At 62.9% G+C, this 15,583-nt stretch carries 11 protein-coding genes and 1 pseudogene; 3 read left to right on the top strand and 9 right to left on the bottom strand.

Going from position 1 to position 15,583, the window contains the following annotated elements:
- The first annotated feature begins 7 nt into the window (after positions 1 to 7).
- Entirely contained in the window at positions 8 to 1,600 is a 1,593-nt protein-coding gene (locus AC1DIJ_RS29655; RefSeq protein ID WP_112390134.1) for a glucosamine inositolphosphorylceramide transferase family protein, read from the top strand.
- Here the strand turns inward: AC1DIJ_RS29655 and AC1DIJ_RS29660 are convergent.
- Together AC1DIJ_RS29660 and AC1DIJ_RS29665 are read right to left on the bottom strand one after the other, a co-directional pair.
- The gene (locus AC1DIJ_RS29660; protein ID WP_112390123.1) at positions 1,570 to 2,316 is read right to left on the bottom strand and encodes a 4'-phosphopantetheinyl transferase superfamily protein; all 747 of its coding nucleotides are present in this window, start codon (positions 2,314 to 2,316) and stop codon (positions 1,570 to 1,572) included. The genes AC1DIJ_RS29655 and AC1DIJ_RS29660 overlap by 31 nt on opposite strands.
- Positions 2,306 to 3,484, bottom strand: coding sequence for a DegT/DnrJ/EryC1/StrS family aminotransferase (locus AC1DIJ_RS29665; RefSeq protein WP_112390124.1), 1,179 nt, complete (start codon positions 3,482 to 3,484; stop codon positions 2,306 to 2,308). The genes AC1DIJ_RS29660 and AC1DIJ_RS29665 overlap by 11 nt, the downstream gene beginning before the upstream one ends.
- 232 nt (positions 3,485 to 3,716) lie before the next feature.
- On the opposite strand from AC1DIJ_RS29665, the gene AC1DIJ_RS29670 reads away from it, so the two are divergent.
- Positions 3,717 to 5,414 (top strand): FAD-dependent oxidoreductase, encoded by a 1,698-nt coding sequence (locus AC1DIJ_RS29670; protein ID WP_477831740.1) that lies wholly within the window; start codon positions 3,717 to 3,719, stop codon positions 5,412 to 5,414.
- A 69-nt stretch (positions 5,415 to 5,483) separates the two neighbouring features.
- On the opposite strand, the gene AC1DIJ_RS29675 is transcribed toward AC1DIJ_RS29670, so the two are convergent.
- A complete protein-coding gene (locus AC1DIJ_RS29675) occupies positions 5,484 to 6,305 on the bottom strand; it encodes a methyltransferase, TIGR04325 family (RefSeq protein ID WP_112390125.1) in 822 nt (273 codons plus the stop codon).
- A 30-nt stretch (positions 6,306 to 6,335) separates the two neighbouring features.
- Entirely contained in the window at positions 6,336 to 7,796 is a 1,461-nt protein-coding gene (locus AC1DIJ_RS29680) for an oligosaccharide flippase family protein (protein WP_162706070.1), read from the bottom strand.
- Positions 7,797 to 8,041: 245 nt separating this feature from the next.
- Between AC1DIJ_RS29680 and AC1DIJ_RS29685 the strand changes: the two genes are divergently transcribed.
- Positions 8,042 to 8,239 (top strand): hypothetical protein, encoded by a 198-nt coding sequence (locus AC1DIJ_RS29685; RefSeq protein WP_112390127.1) that lies wholly within the window; start codon positions 8,042 to 8,044, stop codon positions 8,237 to 8,239.
- Here the strand turns inward: AC1DIJ_RS29685 and AC1DIJ_RS29690 are convergent.
- From AC1DIJ_RS29690 to AC1DIJ_RS29710, 5 genes and pseudogenes are all read right to left on the bottom strand, one after another.
- Positions 8,229 to 8,921, bottom strand: a complete 693-nt coding sequence (locus AC1DIJ_RS29690; RefSeq protein ID WP_112390136.1) for a sugar transferase — start codon at positions 8,919 to 8,921, stop codon at positions 8,229 to 8,231. The two genes, AC1DIJ_RS29685 and AC1DIJ_RS29690, sit on opposite strands and share 11 nt — an antisense overlap.
- A gap of 134 nt (positions 8,922 to 9,055) precedes the next feature.
- Positions 9,056 to 10,312 carry a glycosyltransferase family 4 protein gene (locus tag AC1DIJ_RS29695; RefSeq protein ID WP_112390128.1) on the bottom strand — a complete coding sequence of 419 codons (1,257 nt, stop codon included), beginning with the start codon at positions 10,310 to 10,312 and terminating at the stop codon, positions 9,056 to 9,058.
- Between the two features lie 3 nt (positions 10,313 to 10,315).
- Positions 10,316 to 13,528, bottom strand: a complete 3,213-nt coding sequence (locus AC1DIJ_RS29700; RefSeq protein ID WP_477831741.1) for a glycosyltransferase — start codon at positions 13,526 to 13,528, stop codon at positions 10,316 to 10,318.
- A gap of 18 nt (positions 13,529 to 13,546) precedes the next feature.
- The gene (locus tag AC1DIJ_RS29705; RefSeq protein WP_112390129.1) at positions 13,547 to 14,869 is read right to left on the bottom strand and encodes a polysaccharide biosynthesis/export family protein; all 1,323 of its coding nucleotides are present in this window, start codon (positions 14,867 to 14,869) and stop codon (positions 13,547 to 13,549) included.
- A 535-nt stretch (positions 14,870 to 15,404) separates the two neighbouring features.
- A pseudogene (locus AC1DIJ_RS29710) lies at positions 15,405 to 15,583 on the bottom strand (efflux transporter outer membrane subunit); the annotation flags it as partial.

The raw sequence follows: 15,583 nt of genomic DNA on the forward strand, positions 1-15,583 counted from the left end.
CGACATCATGGGACAAGACAGACCGCTGAGGATCGGCGTTCTGGCCGGAAGCAAGGACGGGCTGGAAAGCTGGCAGCTGGCCGTGCTCGACCGGATCAAGGCCGACAGCCGTTTCGTGCTCGAGACCGTCATCGTCCACGATCGTCCCGACGGCACGGCGCGGGCATCGCGCCTGTTCCGGCTGCAATGGCAGATCGAGAACCGGCTTTTTGCCCGCCAGCCCGCCTATCTGCCCGGCAGCTTCCAGGCTGCCGAGCAGCGCTTCGACGTCATGCATGCGATGTCCGACGATACGGCGCGCGGCAATTATGTTGCCCGGCTCGCGGTCGAACTGGGGCTGGATCTGATCATCAGGATGACACCGGCATGGCTACCGGCAACGGTGGCGAACCTTCTCCCGTTCGGCGTCTGGTCGTTCAATTTCTCCGACGAATGCTCGGCAGACGGCAGCTGGTTCGGATACCGGGATCTGCTGTCGAAGGCACCGGCGACCGAGCTTATCCTGTCGGCCGACCGCGGCGGGGCGGGCAAATCGACGATTGCCGCCTGCAGTTTCAACATCAAGATTTCAGCAGCGCGCAATACCGCCTTCATCAAGGAGCGTTCGGTGACGCTGTTGATGCGCGAGCTGCGCAAGGCGGCTGCCGGCGAGCTCAACATCGAGGCCGCCCGGGTGCGCAAACCTGCGACACCACCGAAGCTTGCGACTGTGCTGCATTATGGCGCGGCGCTCGGCCTGCATCTCCTCGAACGCGCGGCGAGTGCGGCCGGCCGGCGCATGCATCTGCGCGCCGCCGTCTGGACGCTTTATACCGGCCGGGGAAAGATCGACGATTTCGATCCGTCGCAATCAATCGAGGTGCCGCCGACCAAGGACGACATCAAGGCGGACCCCTTTCTCTTCGAGCATGATGGCAACTGCTATCTGTTCTACGAATCCTATTCGACCGGCGGTCACAAGGCGCATATCTCGGTCGGGCGCTTCGAGGGCGACAAACTCGTTCCTGTCGGTATCGCGCTGAACTGTGAGCACCATCTCTCTTATCCCTACGTCTTCCGGGATGGCGACGACATCTTCATGATGCCGGAGACGCATGCCACCAAGCGGATCGAGATCTGGCGCTGCGTGGAGTTTCCGCTGAAATGGGAGCTGCATTCGACGGCGCTCGAAGGGCGGTCCGCCGCGGACAACATGCTGGTCCAGCATGGTGGCAAGTGGTGGCTGTTCAGCAATCTATCCGACTATCACGCCTATGAGGATCACTGCAGCGAGCTCTATATCTACGAGGTCGATGGCCCGGATCTGAAGGGTCTGAAGCCGCACCGGCACAATCCCGTGGTGATCGGCAGCGTCGCGGCCCGCAACGGCGGGCGGATGTTCGAACGCGGCGGGCATCTCTACCGGCCGTCGCAGCGCAACACCAACGGCGTCTACGGCTATGGTCTGAATATTATGGAGATCGATGAGCTCAGCGAAGATGCCTATCGCGAGCGGTGCGTCCGGGTGATCACGCCTGATTTCAAGGCCGGCCTGCACGGCTGCCATCATTTCGACGAGGCAGGCGGGCGCTACATACTGGATGCGCGGCTGACGGCGTAGAGTTCCTCCAGGCTGCGCCATTGCAGCCGGGGGTTCCTGTCGCCCGTCAACACTGCCAGGGCGCCGGCAAAGCCTGGCGCCGGGGCGAGATTGAAAAGCTTCCATTTCCGGGGGCCTGATGGATCGGAGTCCAGCCTCTTGAGAAGAGGCGTGGCTTCCGTGCCGATAGAGACGTCGAAGGATTGCAGCGGCAGCGACAGGCCTTCGCCATGCGCCTTGACGAAAGCCTCCTTGCGTGTCCAGCAGCGATAGAAGCCGTTCAGATACTCCTCTTGCGGCAAGGCTGCGAGATCGCGCCGCTCGGCATAGGAGAAGCAATAGGCGGCCACGTCTTCCTTTAACGGCGCCGCCTGTTCGATATCGGCGCCAAGCGGATAGCGGTCCGAAACGGCCAGCAGCGCCAGGCCGGCGCTGTGGCTCAGATTGAAATGCAGAACCCCGTGAAGCCCGGTATCGAGACCAGGCTTTCCGTATTCGTTGTAGGTGAAGCGGATGTCCTGCGGCGGCAGGCCGAGATAGTGCGCCAAGATTTCGCGCAGCCGCCCGCGCCCGGCAATGTAACGGTTGCGGTCGGCGTCGAAGACGAAGGCGGCGGCGCGGGTCCGCTCGTCGCCGCTGAGCAGCCGTTCGAGATCGTGGACGTCAGGCAGCGGCGGTTCGAGATCGAACAGCCAGAGGTCGATGGTACCGTCGCTGCCAGCCGTCTCAGGTCGCATAGGCGAGCTGTCCGCCGGCCGGACGCTGCTGCACCATCCGCTTGGCAAGATGGGCCATCAGCATCAGCGGATAGTTTTCGCCGAGGCTGATGCGGCAGGTGCGCTTCAGGATGTCGAGCGACTGGGTGCAGGTGTCGCCGCCGTAATCGACGCTCTTGTCGGCCCACTTGTAGGGGTTCATGCCCGGATGGGCGGTACGCTTCTGCAGGATCGGCTGCCAGTTGGTGAAAACGTGGCGGCTGGAATCGTAGAGACGGTAAACGCCACGCTTGTGTTCGGCGGCAAAGCGCTTGGCGTCGTCCTCGGTGTCGAACATCACATGCAGGCCGGCGGCATTGCCGACATCGTTGTGCGGGCCCACGCGCAGCACGTCGCTATGCGACAGGATGTCGGTCATCACATCATAGCGACGGCGCATCTTGGCGATCATCGGATCGAGCTTCTTCAGCTGGACATTCAGCATCGCGCCCTGGATCTGGTTGGCCTTGAAGTTGACGCCGAGGATCGGCGGCTCCTTGATGAATTCGAGATGGCCGCGGAACAGCGCGCCGATATCGTGATACATGCGCGCCCGGGCAAAGAGGGTGGCATCGTTGGTGGCGAGAGCACCGCCTTCGCCGATATTGATGTTCTTGAACTGATTGAAGCTGTAGGCCGCCGCATCACCGAACGAGCCGGTGCGCTTGCCCTTGTAGGTCAGGCCGACCGCCTGGCAGGCGTCCTCGATGACCAGGAGATTGTGCTCACGGGCGATCCGCATGATGGCATCCATGTCGCAGACCATGTTGGCCATGTGAACCGGAATGATCGCCTTGGTCCGCGGCGTGATCTTGCGCACGATATCGGCCGGATCCATGGTCAGCGTCTGGTCGATATCGACAAGCACGGGAACGGCGCCGGCAGCGAGCGGGGCGGCGGCGGTGGCGATCCAGGTATAGGCGGGCACGAGCACCTCGTCGCCGGGGCCGATGCCGGCGGCGGCAATCGCCGAAATCAGCGCTGCGGTGCCGTTGCACATCGTCAGCGCGTGTGACAGGCCGAACTTCTCGCAGAAGTCTGTTTCGAAACGCTTCAGCGGCCCGCCAGTGTCATCGCTGTAGCGGGCGAGCTTGCCTGATAGCATTACCGGCGCAAGCGCCAGCCATTCACGAACTCCGACACGGGCCATCTGCTGAAATCTCCTGCGCTCCCAATTCGCGGCGCTTATAGCCGCGCGACACCGAACCTTAAAACGGAGCGCCGGGCCGTTCAGCATATCCTTCCGGCTTAGGAGAGGGTGGCCGGGGGTGGGAGCCTAGCCGAAGTCGGTAGGCGATCTAATCCGCGGGACCTCATTGGACGATTTATGTCGCGGGCGCGGTCTTGCTATCAAAGGGGACGCTATCGAAGGGGAAAAGACCTTGAGCATTCTCGATCTCAGATCCATGCCCGTGCACACCTTGCTGCAGGTCGATGTCGCCGTCATCGGCGGCGGGCCTGCCGGGCTTACGATCGCGCGCGAGCTGACTGGAAAGGCGGATGTGCTGGTACTCGACAGTGGCGGCTCGTCCTACGAACCGGGCCCGCAGGCACTGAATGCGGTCGAGAATACCGGTGAACCCTCCGGCGGCCGTCAGGCGCCGGAGGGACGCGGCTATAACGGCTCTCTTTCCTGGCTGAACGCCATTCCGGCTTTCGAACTTCGCAACCGCATGCTCGGCGGCAGCACCCATACCTGGATCGGCAAATGCGCAGCCTTCGACGATATGGATTTCGCATTGCGGCCGTGGCTCCGGCTGTCCGGCTGGCCTTTCGAGCGCAATGAATTGATGCCGCATCTCGGCCGTGCCGCTGAACTGCTCAATCTCGGGCCCAACGTCTATGACGAGAAGCTGCACGATTTACTGCGCACGGCGCCGGAAGAGCTGAGGCTCGACGCCAAGAGCCTGCGCTATTTCTTCTGGCAGTTCAGTCATGAGCGGAAGAAGCGCGGCGAGCCGATGCGCTTTGCCAATGTGGCGCGGGGGCTGGCGCAATCGGGCACGAAGTTCCTGACCAATGCCAATGTCACCGAGATCCGGGCCGAACAGCGCGGTTGTCATTCGCTGAGCGTCGCCAGCGCCGAGGGTAATACGGCGACAGTGCGGGCGAAGATGGTGGTGCTCTGCTGCGGCGGCGTCGAGAATGCGCGGCTGCTTCTGGCGTCGAATTCGCTGTCGCCCACCGGTCTCGGTAACAGCCGCGGCACGGTCGGCCGCTATCTCGCCGATCATCCGCGCACGACGCTGATGCGTTTCCGCAAGAGCCGGGATATCGACGCGGTGACGCGCCACTTCAATTTCTACGGGTTGAAGCATGACGGCGCGCCGCATTTTTATCTTCGCGGCCTGTCTCTGAGCCCGGCGATCCAGGCGCGGGAAGGGCTGACGAACTGTGCCGCCTATCCGGTGCAGATCCACGCTGCCGACGATCCCTGGGCGGCGCTCAAGCGGCTGGCAAAGGGCGGCGGCAAGCGCGCGCTCGGCGATCTGCTGACGGTCGCCGGTTCTGCCGGCATGGTCGCATCCGGCGCCTATCAGCGTCTCGTCAAGATGCGTGGCCTGCCGCATCGCTCCGCCGAGTTGCGCTTCGACGTGATGGCCGAGCAGCAGCTTGATCCGGAAAGCCGCGTGACGCTGTCAGAGAAGCTCGACTGCTTCGGCAAGCCGATTGCCCGGGTCAACTGGAAGATCGGCGAGACCGAAGTCGAGAGCATCGCGCGGCTGGCGCAGACCATTGCCGGCGAGTTTCAGCGGCTCGGATTGCCGGAGCCGGAGCTTGCCGAATGGATCGCCTCCGGCGACCGGTCGGCCGCGGCCTTCATGGACATGGCCCATCCGTCCTGCACGACGCGCATGGGGAGCGACCCGGCGACCAGCGTCGTCGATCGCAACGCGATGGTGCATGGCGTCGATGGTCTTTACGTTGCCGGCAGCTCGGTGTTTCCGACAGCAGGTCACGCGAACCCGACGCTGATGCTGGTGGCGCTATCGATGCGACTTGCCGATCATCTCAGCGAGCGGCTTGCCGGCGAGCGGCGGCCGGCCTCCGGCCCACAGCAATCGCGCCAGGTCGTCTGAGGTTCCATTTCGGTCTGGAAATGAAGACGCCGCGCAATGCGCGGCGTTTTGGATTCGTGGCGATCCCGTTCAGATCTTGCGGAAGTAGAAGCCGGCACTTTCGCTGGCGCCGAGTTCCGGATGGGTGTCGATCCGGGACGAGAGCGAGGGGATCGCCCAGCGGTCCACCAGCTCGTATCCGAGGCCGGTCAGATGATGCATGAACTCGGCTTCGTTGCGGATCTGGTAGGGCACCTTGGCAGGCCCGATCTGCTCCAGCGTCACGACGGTCGGCCCCTTGCGCAGGGCGACCTTGTTGAGCAGCAGATGTTTCGGGGCTTGCGGCATGTCACCGATCAGTTTGCCGAGCGGGATGTCGAGATATTGCATCAGCCCGGAACCGAGGAACAGCGGCGCGGGACCGGCGTCGGCCATGCGGTCGACGAAGGAAAGCCGCGTCAGTTTGTCCTTCTCGGCGAGACGCTGCCCGGCACGGATGATCGACGGCAGGTCGTAGACAACCCAGCGGAAATCGGGGCCGAGCGGCAGGTGCGAGCGGAAGGCCCGGTATTTGGTGCCCATATGGCCGCCTGCATCGACCAGGCTGCCGGTCTCGCGGACCAGATCACGCATCCAGAAGAGGACCGGATAATCCCAGGCGGCGATCTTGCACATCTGCTCGAAGGCAACAGGGGCGATCTCGTCGTGATCGTAGCCGGCAAGCGGGCCGGTGCTGGCTGCGGCCAGCGCTTCGGCATAGCTGGAATAGGCGCCGGTGAAGCGGCGCGGGATCGGAAGGAAATATCGCAGGCGCCCGCTGAGGGCTTGCAATGGCACAATAAGCTTTTCAGCACGCCGCCTTGCTTCGCGCAAAGTCGATGTGCGGCCTTTCAGCGTCACAGTCGTCGTCATCGGCTTTTCCCCGGCCTTGATGGATGGTCACTAAGTCTTGTGTTGATCTTTCACCTCCCAGATCGGAACGACGCCGCCGTGGAACCGATGCATCACCCCCAGTGCTGCAAAATAGGTCACGGCGCCTGACAGCACCTGAAAGGCAATCATCTCGATGCGGGTCATCGCCGTCGCTTCGCCGATATAGCCGAAGGCATAGACGATGGCCGACATCGCGAGGATCGCGATGAAGACATAGCCGCAATCGCGGAACACCCGCTTCCAGTCGAGGCCGCCGTAGCGACCTTGCAGATGGGCGGAGATTTTCAGGCTGATCAGCGCGGCGATGCACTGGCCGAAGGCGGCGGCCTCGACTCCGAACGGCGCTGCGGCGATGATCAGGGCGATCGCCACGACGCCGTTCAGCAGCATCAGGCGCGGCATCCGGGCAATATTGCCGGTGATCGACAGCAGCGGCTCGGTGACATAACCCGGGATCAGCAGAACCTGCTTGATGGCGAGGATGGAGACGAGCGCCGCGGTCGGCGCCCAGCTGTCGCCGAGCGCGATGTCGACGAGCGCGGGAGAGACCAGCGCCAGGCCGATATAGACGGGTGCCGAGACGATCATCAGCGCCGTCATGAAATGCGTTGCCGTACGGCCAAGCTCTTCGAATTTCTGCGGGTCGGCGGGCTGGCCCTTGATCTTGCGGAAGGCCGTCCAGGCCAGCATGCGGGCCGGTTCGCCGAGCAGCTCGGAGATGGCGCCGACGATCCGTTCGGCAGCGCGGTAGTAACCGGCTTCTGCCAGGCCCAGGAAGCTGCCGAGTGCCAGTGTGCCGGAATAGGAGCGCAGGTAGAAGATGATCCGGTTGGACAGGATATGCCGCGAGAATTCGAGGATATCGAAGAGGAAGGCGCGCGTGAGATGGAAACGCGGATACCAGCGCACGACGATGAACGAGCCGATCAGGCAGGTGGTCTGCATCACCAGCCGGCCGATGATCAGCGAGGCGACGTGGAAGCCGGCATCCAAGCCGGCGATGGTGACGGCGAGCCCGAAGCCCTCGGCGACGATGCGGATGATCGACTGCTGCTTCAACTGCCCGCGATTGACGAGGAGGCCGTCATAGACGACCGATAGCGAGGAGGGCAGGAACCAGCAGCTGTAGAGTGCGATCAGAATGCCGAGCCATTGCTCGTTCCAGACATGCAGGGCGCCGGAAATCAGGAAGCCGACCCCGGTGCAGAGAACGCCAGACATCACCGCGATCGTGCCGATCTGGTCGAGCTCGCGGCCGGTGCTGTGGGACTTCATGACATATTCGCCCCAGCCGCCCTCGGCGCAGAGGACAAGCAGGATGGCGATTGCCGAACTATAGGCATAGAAGCCGAATTGCGCCGATTCCAGGATGCGGGCGGCGAGCAGGAATGCCAGCAGCTGGGCGAGCTGCGAGACGATCTTGGCAGAGAGCGTCCAGAGCCCCGCACCGACGAAGGCGGGCATCTTCATGCGCCTGGCTTTCTGCTGCGGATTCTGGCTGTCCGGTCTTTCCTCCCGCTCGTTCATCTCACCGAACCTCGCGGCGGATTGAACAACAAGGCGGCTGCGGTGTTATTACTGCAGCCCGGAAAGATGCGGCGCCGCCTTGCCAGCCCGAGAAACAATCGTTGGACAAGGTTTGCGCGGTATGCGATTCCCGGCAGGACGGAGAGCTTGTACTGAGTCGGCTGCCGAATAGGTAGGGAGACAATGTCATGATCACAGAGTCAAAGGCGGCACGCAAATCTGCATATGCGCAGAGCGCGGCCAGCTTCAGTGATCTTTCCAAGGATGCCGGCCCCGGCCAGGCGCCGGATGGCCGCCCGTCTTTCCTGAAATACAAGCTCCGCTGGGGCTTGGCGCTGTTCTGCCTCGCCTGCTGGGTCATTCTCGCCGCCATTTTCATTTGGTGAGCCGCTCTTTCTCGTTGTGAGCGAGAAAAACCACCCCGACCGTTTTCCAGAGAATGCTGATATCCGTCGTGAATGAACACGAGCGGTAGTAATCCACGTCATACTGGACGCGTTCCTCGTAGGAGGTGTCCTGGCGGCGGCTGACCTGCCACATGCCGGTCAGGCCAGGGGTCATCGCCAGATAGACATGGGCGTTGGCGCCGTAACGCTCGATTTCCTCGGCGATGATCGGGCGCGGGCCGACAAGGCTCATCTCGCCGCGCAGCACGTTGAACAGCTGCGGCAGTTCGTCGGCGCTGGTCATTCTCAAGAGCTTGCCGAGCCAGTGGACGCGCGGGTCATTCATCAGCTTCTGGGTTTCCTGCCATTCGGCCCGGCGCACCGGATCGGTCGCCAGGATTTCGGCCAGGCGCTCGGCGGAATCGGTGCGCATCGAGCGGAATTTCAGGCAGCGGAACGGGCGGCCGTATTTGCCGACACGGGTATGGCTGAAGGAGATGGGACGGCCATCGACGATCAAAAGGGCGATGACGATCAGGATCAGGGCCGGGGCCAGAAACAGCAGGCCGAGGCTAGCGAAAACGATGTCGAGGGTACGCTTGAGCCGGTAGCCGGCTGCAACGACACGGATCTCCGGCGTGACCTGGTCACCGCGGGCAAAGCCGTCGAAAGCAGATAACATATCAAACCCCATTTACCCTTGAACCCATGATCAGGTTGCCAGCGCCTCTGGCCATTTACAATTCATCCTGAGGGTAGTCGGCTAGTCACATAGAGGTAATCGGGCGCGTCCAATCGTTGCCTTGCGATGCGGGATTACCCTGCAAGTGCAGCTTCTTGGCCAGCATGTGCCCGTTCGAGGATCTCATCGTAGAGTTCGAACAGGGCCTCAGCCCAGGAGAGGGAGGTATGTGCCATGCCGGAGCGCTGGCGCAGGCAATTTGCACTCATGGTGCGAATGAGGGTGTCATCATCGGCAAGCCGCCGCATGGCGGCTGCCAGGGTTTCGATATTGCCGTTCTCGAAGGTCAATCCGCAGCCGAGATCGGCGATCTCGCGGGCGAGCAGTGCGGCCTGCGGAATGATCACGGGAATGCCACTGGCGACCGCCTCGACCGCGGCAAGACCGAAGGGTTCCGGCACGCGCGAGGAGATGACGATGCAGCGCGCGTCGGTGACGAGGCCCGCGATCTCTTCCTTGCTCTTCCAGCCGTGCAGGACGGCTTCGGGGTAATCGCGTTCGAGCACCGCGCGGCCGGCGCCATCGCCGATGACATGCAGCGGGATATTGGCGAGACGCGCTGCGCGCGCCGCGTCCTCGAAGCCCTTTTCCGGCTCCAGCCTGCCGATGAAGAAGAATTTTTTCGTCTCCGCCGGACTGGGCGGCAGGTGCAGGAAGGGCTCCACCGGATTGCGGATGGTGCGGATGAATTCGGCATTGATGCCGGCCCGGGTGAAATATTCATGCATGTGCTGGTGCACGATGACGATATTGGCCGGAACGTAGCGCGTCGGGAAGAAGTGCTGGCGGATGAGATGGCGGGTCGAGCGCCAGACTTTCTCGTGATAGCCGCGTTTGTCGCATTGCGTCGTCAGGCAGCGCGCCGACATCGGCGTCAGGTTGCAGACGCGGTGGCTCTGATAGTTGGCATAGCCGCCGTTCGGGCAGGAGAGGAAATAGTCGTGGGCATGCAGTACCACCCGCGAGCGGACGCGCCAGAGCGCCCGGAAGATCGACGGCGAGAGGATCTTCGACCAGCCGTGGACGTGATAGATCGTGCCGGGTGAATCCGTACGGGCGATGACGCCGCGCAGGCTGTGGTAGGCTGCCTGATTGTAGAGACCGCCGATCGTTGCCGCCAGCTTGTGCTGGTTGACGAGCGGCATGCCGCCGACGCCGACCATCTCGGCCGAAGCGATACCGTGCTCGACGCCGTCGCCGGCGAAGTAGGTGACCGGAATGCCCCGGTCACGGATCAGTTCGGCGGAGAGGACCGCCAGATTGGACGCGCCGCCGACCCGTTCGGAACGGTCATTGATGATCACGACGCGATCGGGCTGACGGTGCCGCATCCGCTATTCCAGACTTTCGATCCGGCGCGGGGTCAACCGGCCGCGGAAAAGGTCGAGCATCGCAAGCATGTTGCCCTTCAGCCGGCCGCGGCGATCGACCCAGGGTTCCGGGCGCAGGCATTTGGCGACGTTCGCCGCGACGTTGCGGCCGATCTGGACTGTGCCGTAACGCGTGCCCATCGTTTGCTTGCGCATCAGATAGATCGGGTTGGCGATCTGCGAGTAGCCGAGCTTCAGCCCCGCCGTGCGGGCGACCTTGACGCCGAGATGGACGCCTTCGAGGCTGTCGGCGGAGACGATGCTGCCATATTCGGCGATGCGGCGGCTGAAATCGACGTCCTCGAGCCAGCCATAGGCCGGCAGGTTTTCGTCGAAGCGGATATCGCCGGCCTTCACCGCCGACATGCGGATTGCCATGTTGCAGCCGTATGCGTTGTAGATCGGGCTGATGGTCATCGGCAGGTTCGACGATTGCCGGGCGCGGTCGCTGACCAGCTTCAACCCGTCGTGGACGGAGATGCCGGGGCCGATGATGCCATCGGCCAATACCCGGCCGGTGCACATCGCGACATCCGGATGGGTCTGGAAGATGGTTTCCAGCCGTTCGATGTAGTTTGGCACCATGATGAAGTCGTCGTCGAGGAAGAGCACCACACCGGCGTTTCCGGCATTGGCGACGATCTCGTTGCGCTGTCTGCAGAGGCCGCGCTCGGAAATGATGATGCGGACGGGGCAGGCGAGCGAGGAGAGCGACACCTGGTCGATATCGGTGGTCGAGGTGACGCAGACGATGACCTCGTCGGGTTGGCGCGTCTGCTTCGAGATCTGCGGCAGGATGGCCGAGAGGATGTCGCGGCGCCCGGAGCTGGCGATCCCCACCACCATGTTCAGCGGCGCTGCCGTAGCGCGGTTGATGATTGCCGGTACCGAGGCGGTCCGGGTGGGGCCGGTTGGTTTCAGGAGCTTGTGGCGGCCGCCCGATACTTTCGGCTTTGCGGCGCTGATCTGTGTCGTGACGACGCCGAGAAGATTGATGCGGCCGCTGCTGAATTCGCTGAGGGCGTTCTGGATACGGTCGTTGGTCACGTCGCTGCCATTGTCGAGGACCAGCAGCACGCCGTCCATGAAGCTGCAGATCTGGCGCGTATCAGCCGACCCTTCGAAGGGCGACATGTCGACGATGACGATCTTGAACTTGCGGCGCAACGCCTCGATTTCCTGGCGCAGTGCCATCAGGTGGCCGAAGCGCTGATGCGCGCCTGCCGAGCGCATGATGTCGGGTACGGTAACGGTCGCGAGCGCGCCCTCGCTATCCACCACCGGCTCGAGATCGTTCGGACGCTGGTTGTTCTTGCGGGCGGCGTGATCGGAGCCGAGCAGCTTCAGGCCGAAGGCCGGGCCGGAGTCGGCTGCGACTGTGCTCAGGCGTGCGTTGATGAAGTCGGCATCGACGAGAACGACATTGCTGCCTTCATGCTGGTAGACTTGAGCCAGATTGACGCTGAGCGTCGTCTTTCCGGCGCCAGGCGTGATCGAGGTGATGCCGATGACGGTCGAGTTGTTGGAGCGGAATGCGGCGTCGATGGCGCCGCGTATGCTGCGCAAGGATTCCGTGAAGCGTGAATAGGGTGCATCGAGAACCCGCCGGTAGGCGACGTCGATGCTGACAGGCGAGACGCTGGCGGCGAGATTGCCATCGCGGCCGATCAACGGGATGGTCCCGAGCGAATTGATGCCGAGCTCGCTGCGCAGCCGCCCGAGGACATTGAGGCGGCGGCGGTAACCGTCGTTGAACAGCGCCATGCCGAGACCACCGGCAAGGCCGAGCATGGCGGTCAGCGGAATGATGAGGCTGGGTTTCGGCCAGTTCTTGGAAAGCGGAGCGGTGGCCGCCGTGACGATACGGGCGTTGCCGATCGGGAAGGACTGGCGCTGGATGGCGCCGGTCACCTGCTGCAGGATGGTTTCGTAAATCCGGCGGTAGGTGGTGGCCTGGCTTTCCATCTCGGTCAGTTCGACACGCGCAAGGTTCTTGTCAGTCCCGGCGGCGGTCAGCGTTTCCAGCTGGTTCTTCAGTAGCTGCTCGCGGTTCTTTGCGACTTCCAGATTGGTGGCATAGAGCGACTGGATGCGGGTATATTCGTCGTCGATCGCCTTCTTCAGTCCGGCGACCTCGTCCTGTGCCGCAACGACGGCTGGATTGCCGGCGTCGTAACGGCCGGTCAGATTGTTGAGCTTCGACACGGCGATGCTCAGATCCTCCTGAAGCTTCTGGATGCGCGGATTGTTGACGGCTTCCTGCACCGTTGCATCGGGCTCTCCACCGTTCTTCAGGCGGGCGAGCGCGTCGTATTTTGCGGCTTCAGCCGCCGTCTGGGTACGGGCGCTGAGTTCCTGGGTGCTGATTTCGGAGAGCTGCTGCTGGTCGAGCGAAGATGTGGCATTGATCTCCATGATGCCGTTCTTGGCGCGGAATTCTTCTGCCTGCATCGCCGTTTCGCGGGCTTTCCGGCCAACTTCGATCAACCGGCTTTCGAGCCACTTGGCGCCGCTCTGCGCGGCGGCGGCGCGCTCGGCAAGGCCGGAGCGGATATAGGCGTCGGCAATGGCATTGGCGACGCGGGCCGCCTTTTCCGGATCGGTGGAGCTGTAGCCGATTTCGAGAATATAGGACTGGCCGACGCGGGTCACCGTGACGCGGGAGAGGAAAGACGCCATCGTGCGGCGCATCAGGGCTTCCTCAGCCGTCTCGGTTGGGGATTGCGGCGCAGTCTCCGGCTTGTGCATGCCCGGGATGATGCTCTTGATGGCGCCCGTTATCATGCCGCGCCAGGATTCGCCGCCGATGATTTCAGGGTCGTGATCGAGCTTCAGCTTGGCGATGACGTCGCGGGCGATCGACTCCGACTTGACGATTTCCACCTGGCTGGCGATTTCGGCGGCTTCGATGATGATGGTGCCGGTGAAGGCGTCCTGCGAGGCGATGCGGCCCTGTTCGGGGTCCATGACCAGACGGGTCGTTGCCGAGAAGATCGGCTCGGTGCTGAAGATATAGAGCCCGCCGACCGACACGCCGAGTGCCGTGCAGATCGCCAGATGCGCGGCGTGGCGCTTCAGGAATGCCCAGATGTCACGGAAGGATATGTATTCACGCTGCGTCTCATCGAAAGCGTGATGATTGCCGGGAACGATTTTGCCGATCTCCTGAATGACCATGTCTATCCTCGCAGCTCCCTAGGGCGTTTGTTTTTGTTCAGGTTCCAGGGCGGAAATGACCGTTCCCTGGAAGCTGGTGGATACGTTGTAGCGAACATCGAGAACGTCACCGGGCTGCAGTTCCTCGGTGTCCTGAACTTCGCTCGTCGTCGGAATGTCGCTCGCGGTGCGCGTCACCCAAAACTCCAGCGGCTGCAGGTCGACAGCCTTGAGGCTCTGGTAGCGGGACACCGTTGCACCGGCGATCTGCAAGAGCTGGAGCGTGGTTGCCCGCTTCAGCTTGGTATCCTCGATGTCGGATTCAGTGGTCTGCAGCTCCTGACCGGCTTCGGTGGTGCGCTGGCTCTTCAGGGTTTCGGCGTCTCGCTTGGTTTCGCTGAGCTTCTGCTTGGCCTGCATCGAGGCGACGACGAGGTCGAGCTTGCTGCCCTGCATTTCAGCGACCGTGCGCTCGAGCGCGGTCTTGCGCGATGTGGTCAGGATCTTGGTATCGACGAGCTTGGAAATGTCGCTCAACTCGTCCTGGGCGATGGTGACCTGCCGGTCCTGCGTCGACATCTTCTCGTCGAGGACGCTGATTTCGCTGGTCAGCAGGGTTTCTAGCTCGGTTGCCGATTGCAGCGCGCGGCTCAGCGCATCGGCACGGGCCTTGAACAGGGCCGTTTCGCTCTGGATGATCTGGCCGATGATCGGATCCTGGCTCCCCGCGGCGATCTCTGGCGGAAATTCGATCGCATCCTTGCCGGAAAACTCGGCCATCAGCCGGGCGCGCTTGGCCATATATTGCTTCAGTTGCAGTTCGAGGCGGCCGAGATCGCCAGCATAACGGATCTGCTCGGCGTCGGAATATTCACCCTGCGGGCTGCTGCGGCGTTCCTTGCCGCCGGCCATGGCCATCGCCTGCTTGACGGTCAGTCCCGGGCGGAATTCGAACTCGCCGGAGCGCTCGACGGCGCCGCTGACATAGACCATCGGATATTTGACCACCTCGACAGAGGCGGTCGGCGCGGTCGCCAGTCCGGTGATGCGCTTCAGATTGGCGCCGATCAGCTGCGAGATCTCATCGACGGTCTTGTCCTCGACATTCATCTGGCCGATCATCGGGATGAAGATGTTGCCGGCCGGCGTGACAGTGAATTCGCCGTTGAGCGCGGTCCATTCCTTGTAGTCGCCGGTCGATGCCACCCATTCGACCACGGTGACCTTCAGCTTGGTTTCGGGACGGACCTGGTAGCCGCTCTCATCCGCCAGAACGCCTGACGGGGCGGCTGCAAGCAAGAGTAGGGCGGCGCCCGCAACCTTCGCGGAGAAACGTCCGCGTCCTTTTGCGCCAATGGTCATCTGACAGCCTCATGGTTCGCATCGTCCTGGCGGAGGGCCGCCGGGCATACTGGCACGGATGATCAGGCGAAACGCCCGCGAGCGAAATCCCCTGGAGGCGGTAGGCGCAGCTAGTTCTTTTGGCCGCTGGGGTAGCTCGCGCGCATGGGACGCACTGAAGCGTCCGCGCGGCGGGCCCCGGAATGCTTCATTCGGATTAGCGTGAAAAAGGAGAGGCGGACAGCATCACGAAGCGGGCCGAAACCGCACCCGCCGCGCAAGATCCCTGGATATCAACGAAACCGGGCTCGCTCCGTGTTCCGAAGCGAGCCCTTCCGCAAGGAGCCAGGTCGCGGCTCTATAGTCCGCGAGTATTAGCTGCCGCATTTGGAATAGGTTCTACTCGCTACTTTCCCCAATCCCGAGGTCAGGATGCCATATCGATGGTCGAAATCAACTAATCCCTTTGGGTTAAGGGCTTAAACCGGGGCAAAATAGCCGGTTTTCGGGCAGATGATCCGCATTTTAGCGCCTTCTGTTGCACGCTTGCCGCGGTTCAGCTTCCCTTTGGCGGAGCGATTGTTTCCACCTTCGCGACGGCACTCGGCTTTGCGCCATCGGGCGCATAGCCGCCGCCGACGGCGACGTTGAGCGAGACGTAGTCCTTGGCCATCTGCTGGACGGCAGCGGCCAGGCTTGCCTGGGCCGTCGAGACGTTGCGCTGGGCATCGAGAA

The sequence above is a fragment of the Rhizobium sp. 10N427 genome (assembly GCF_056394605.1).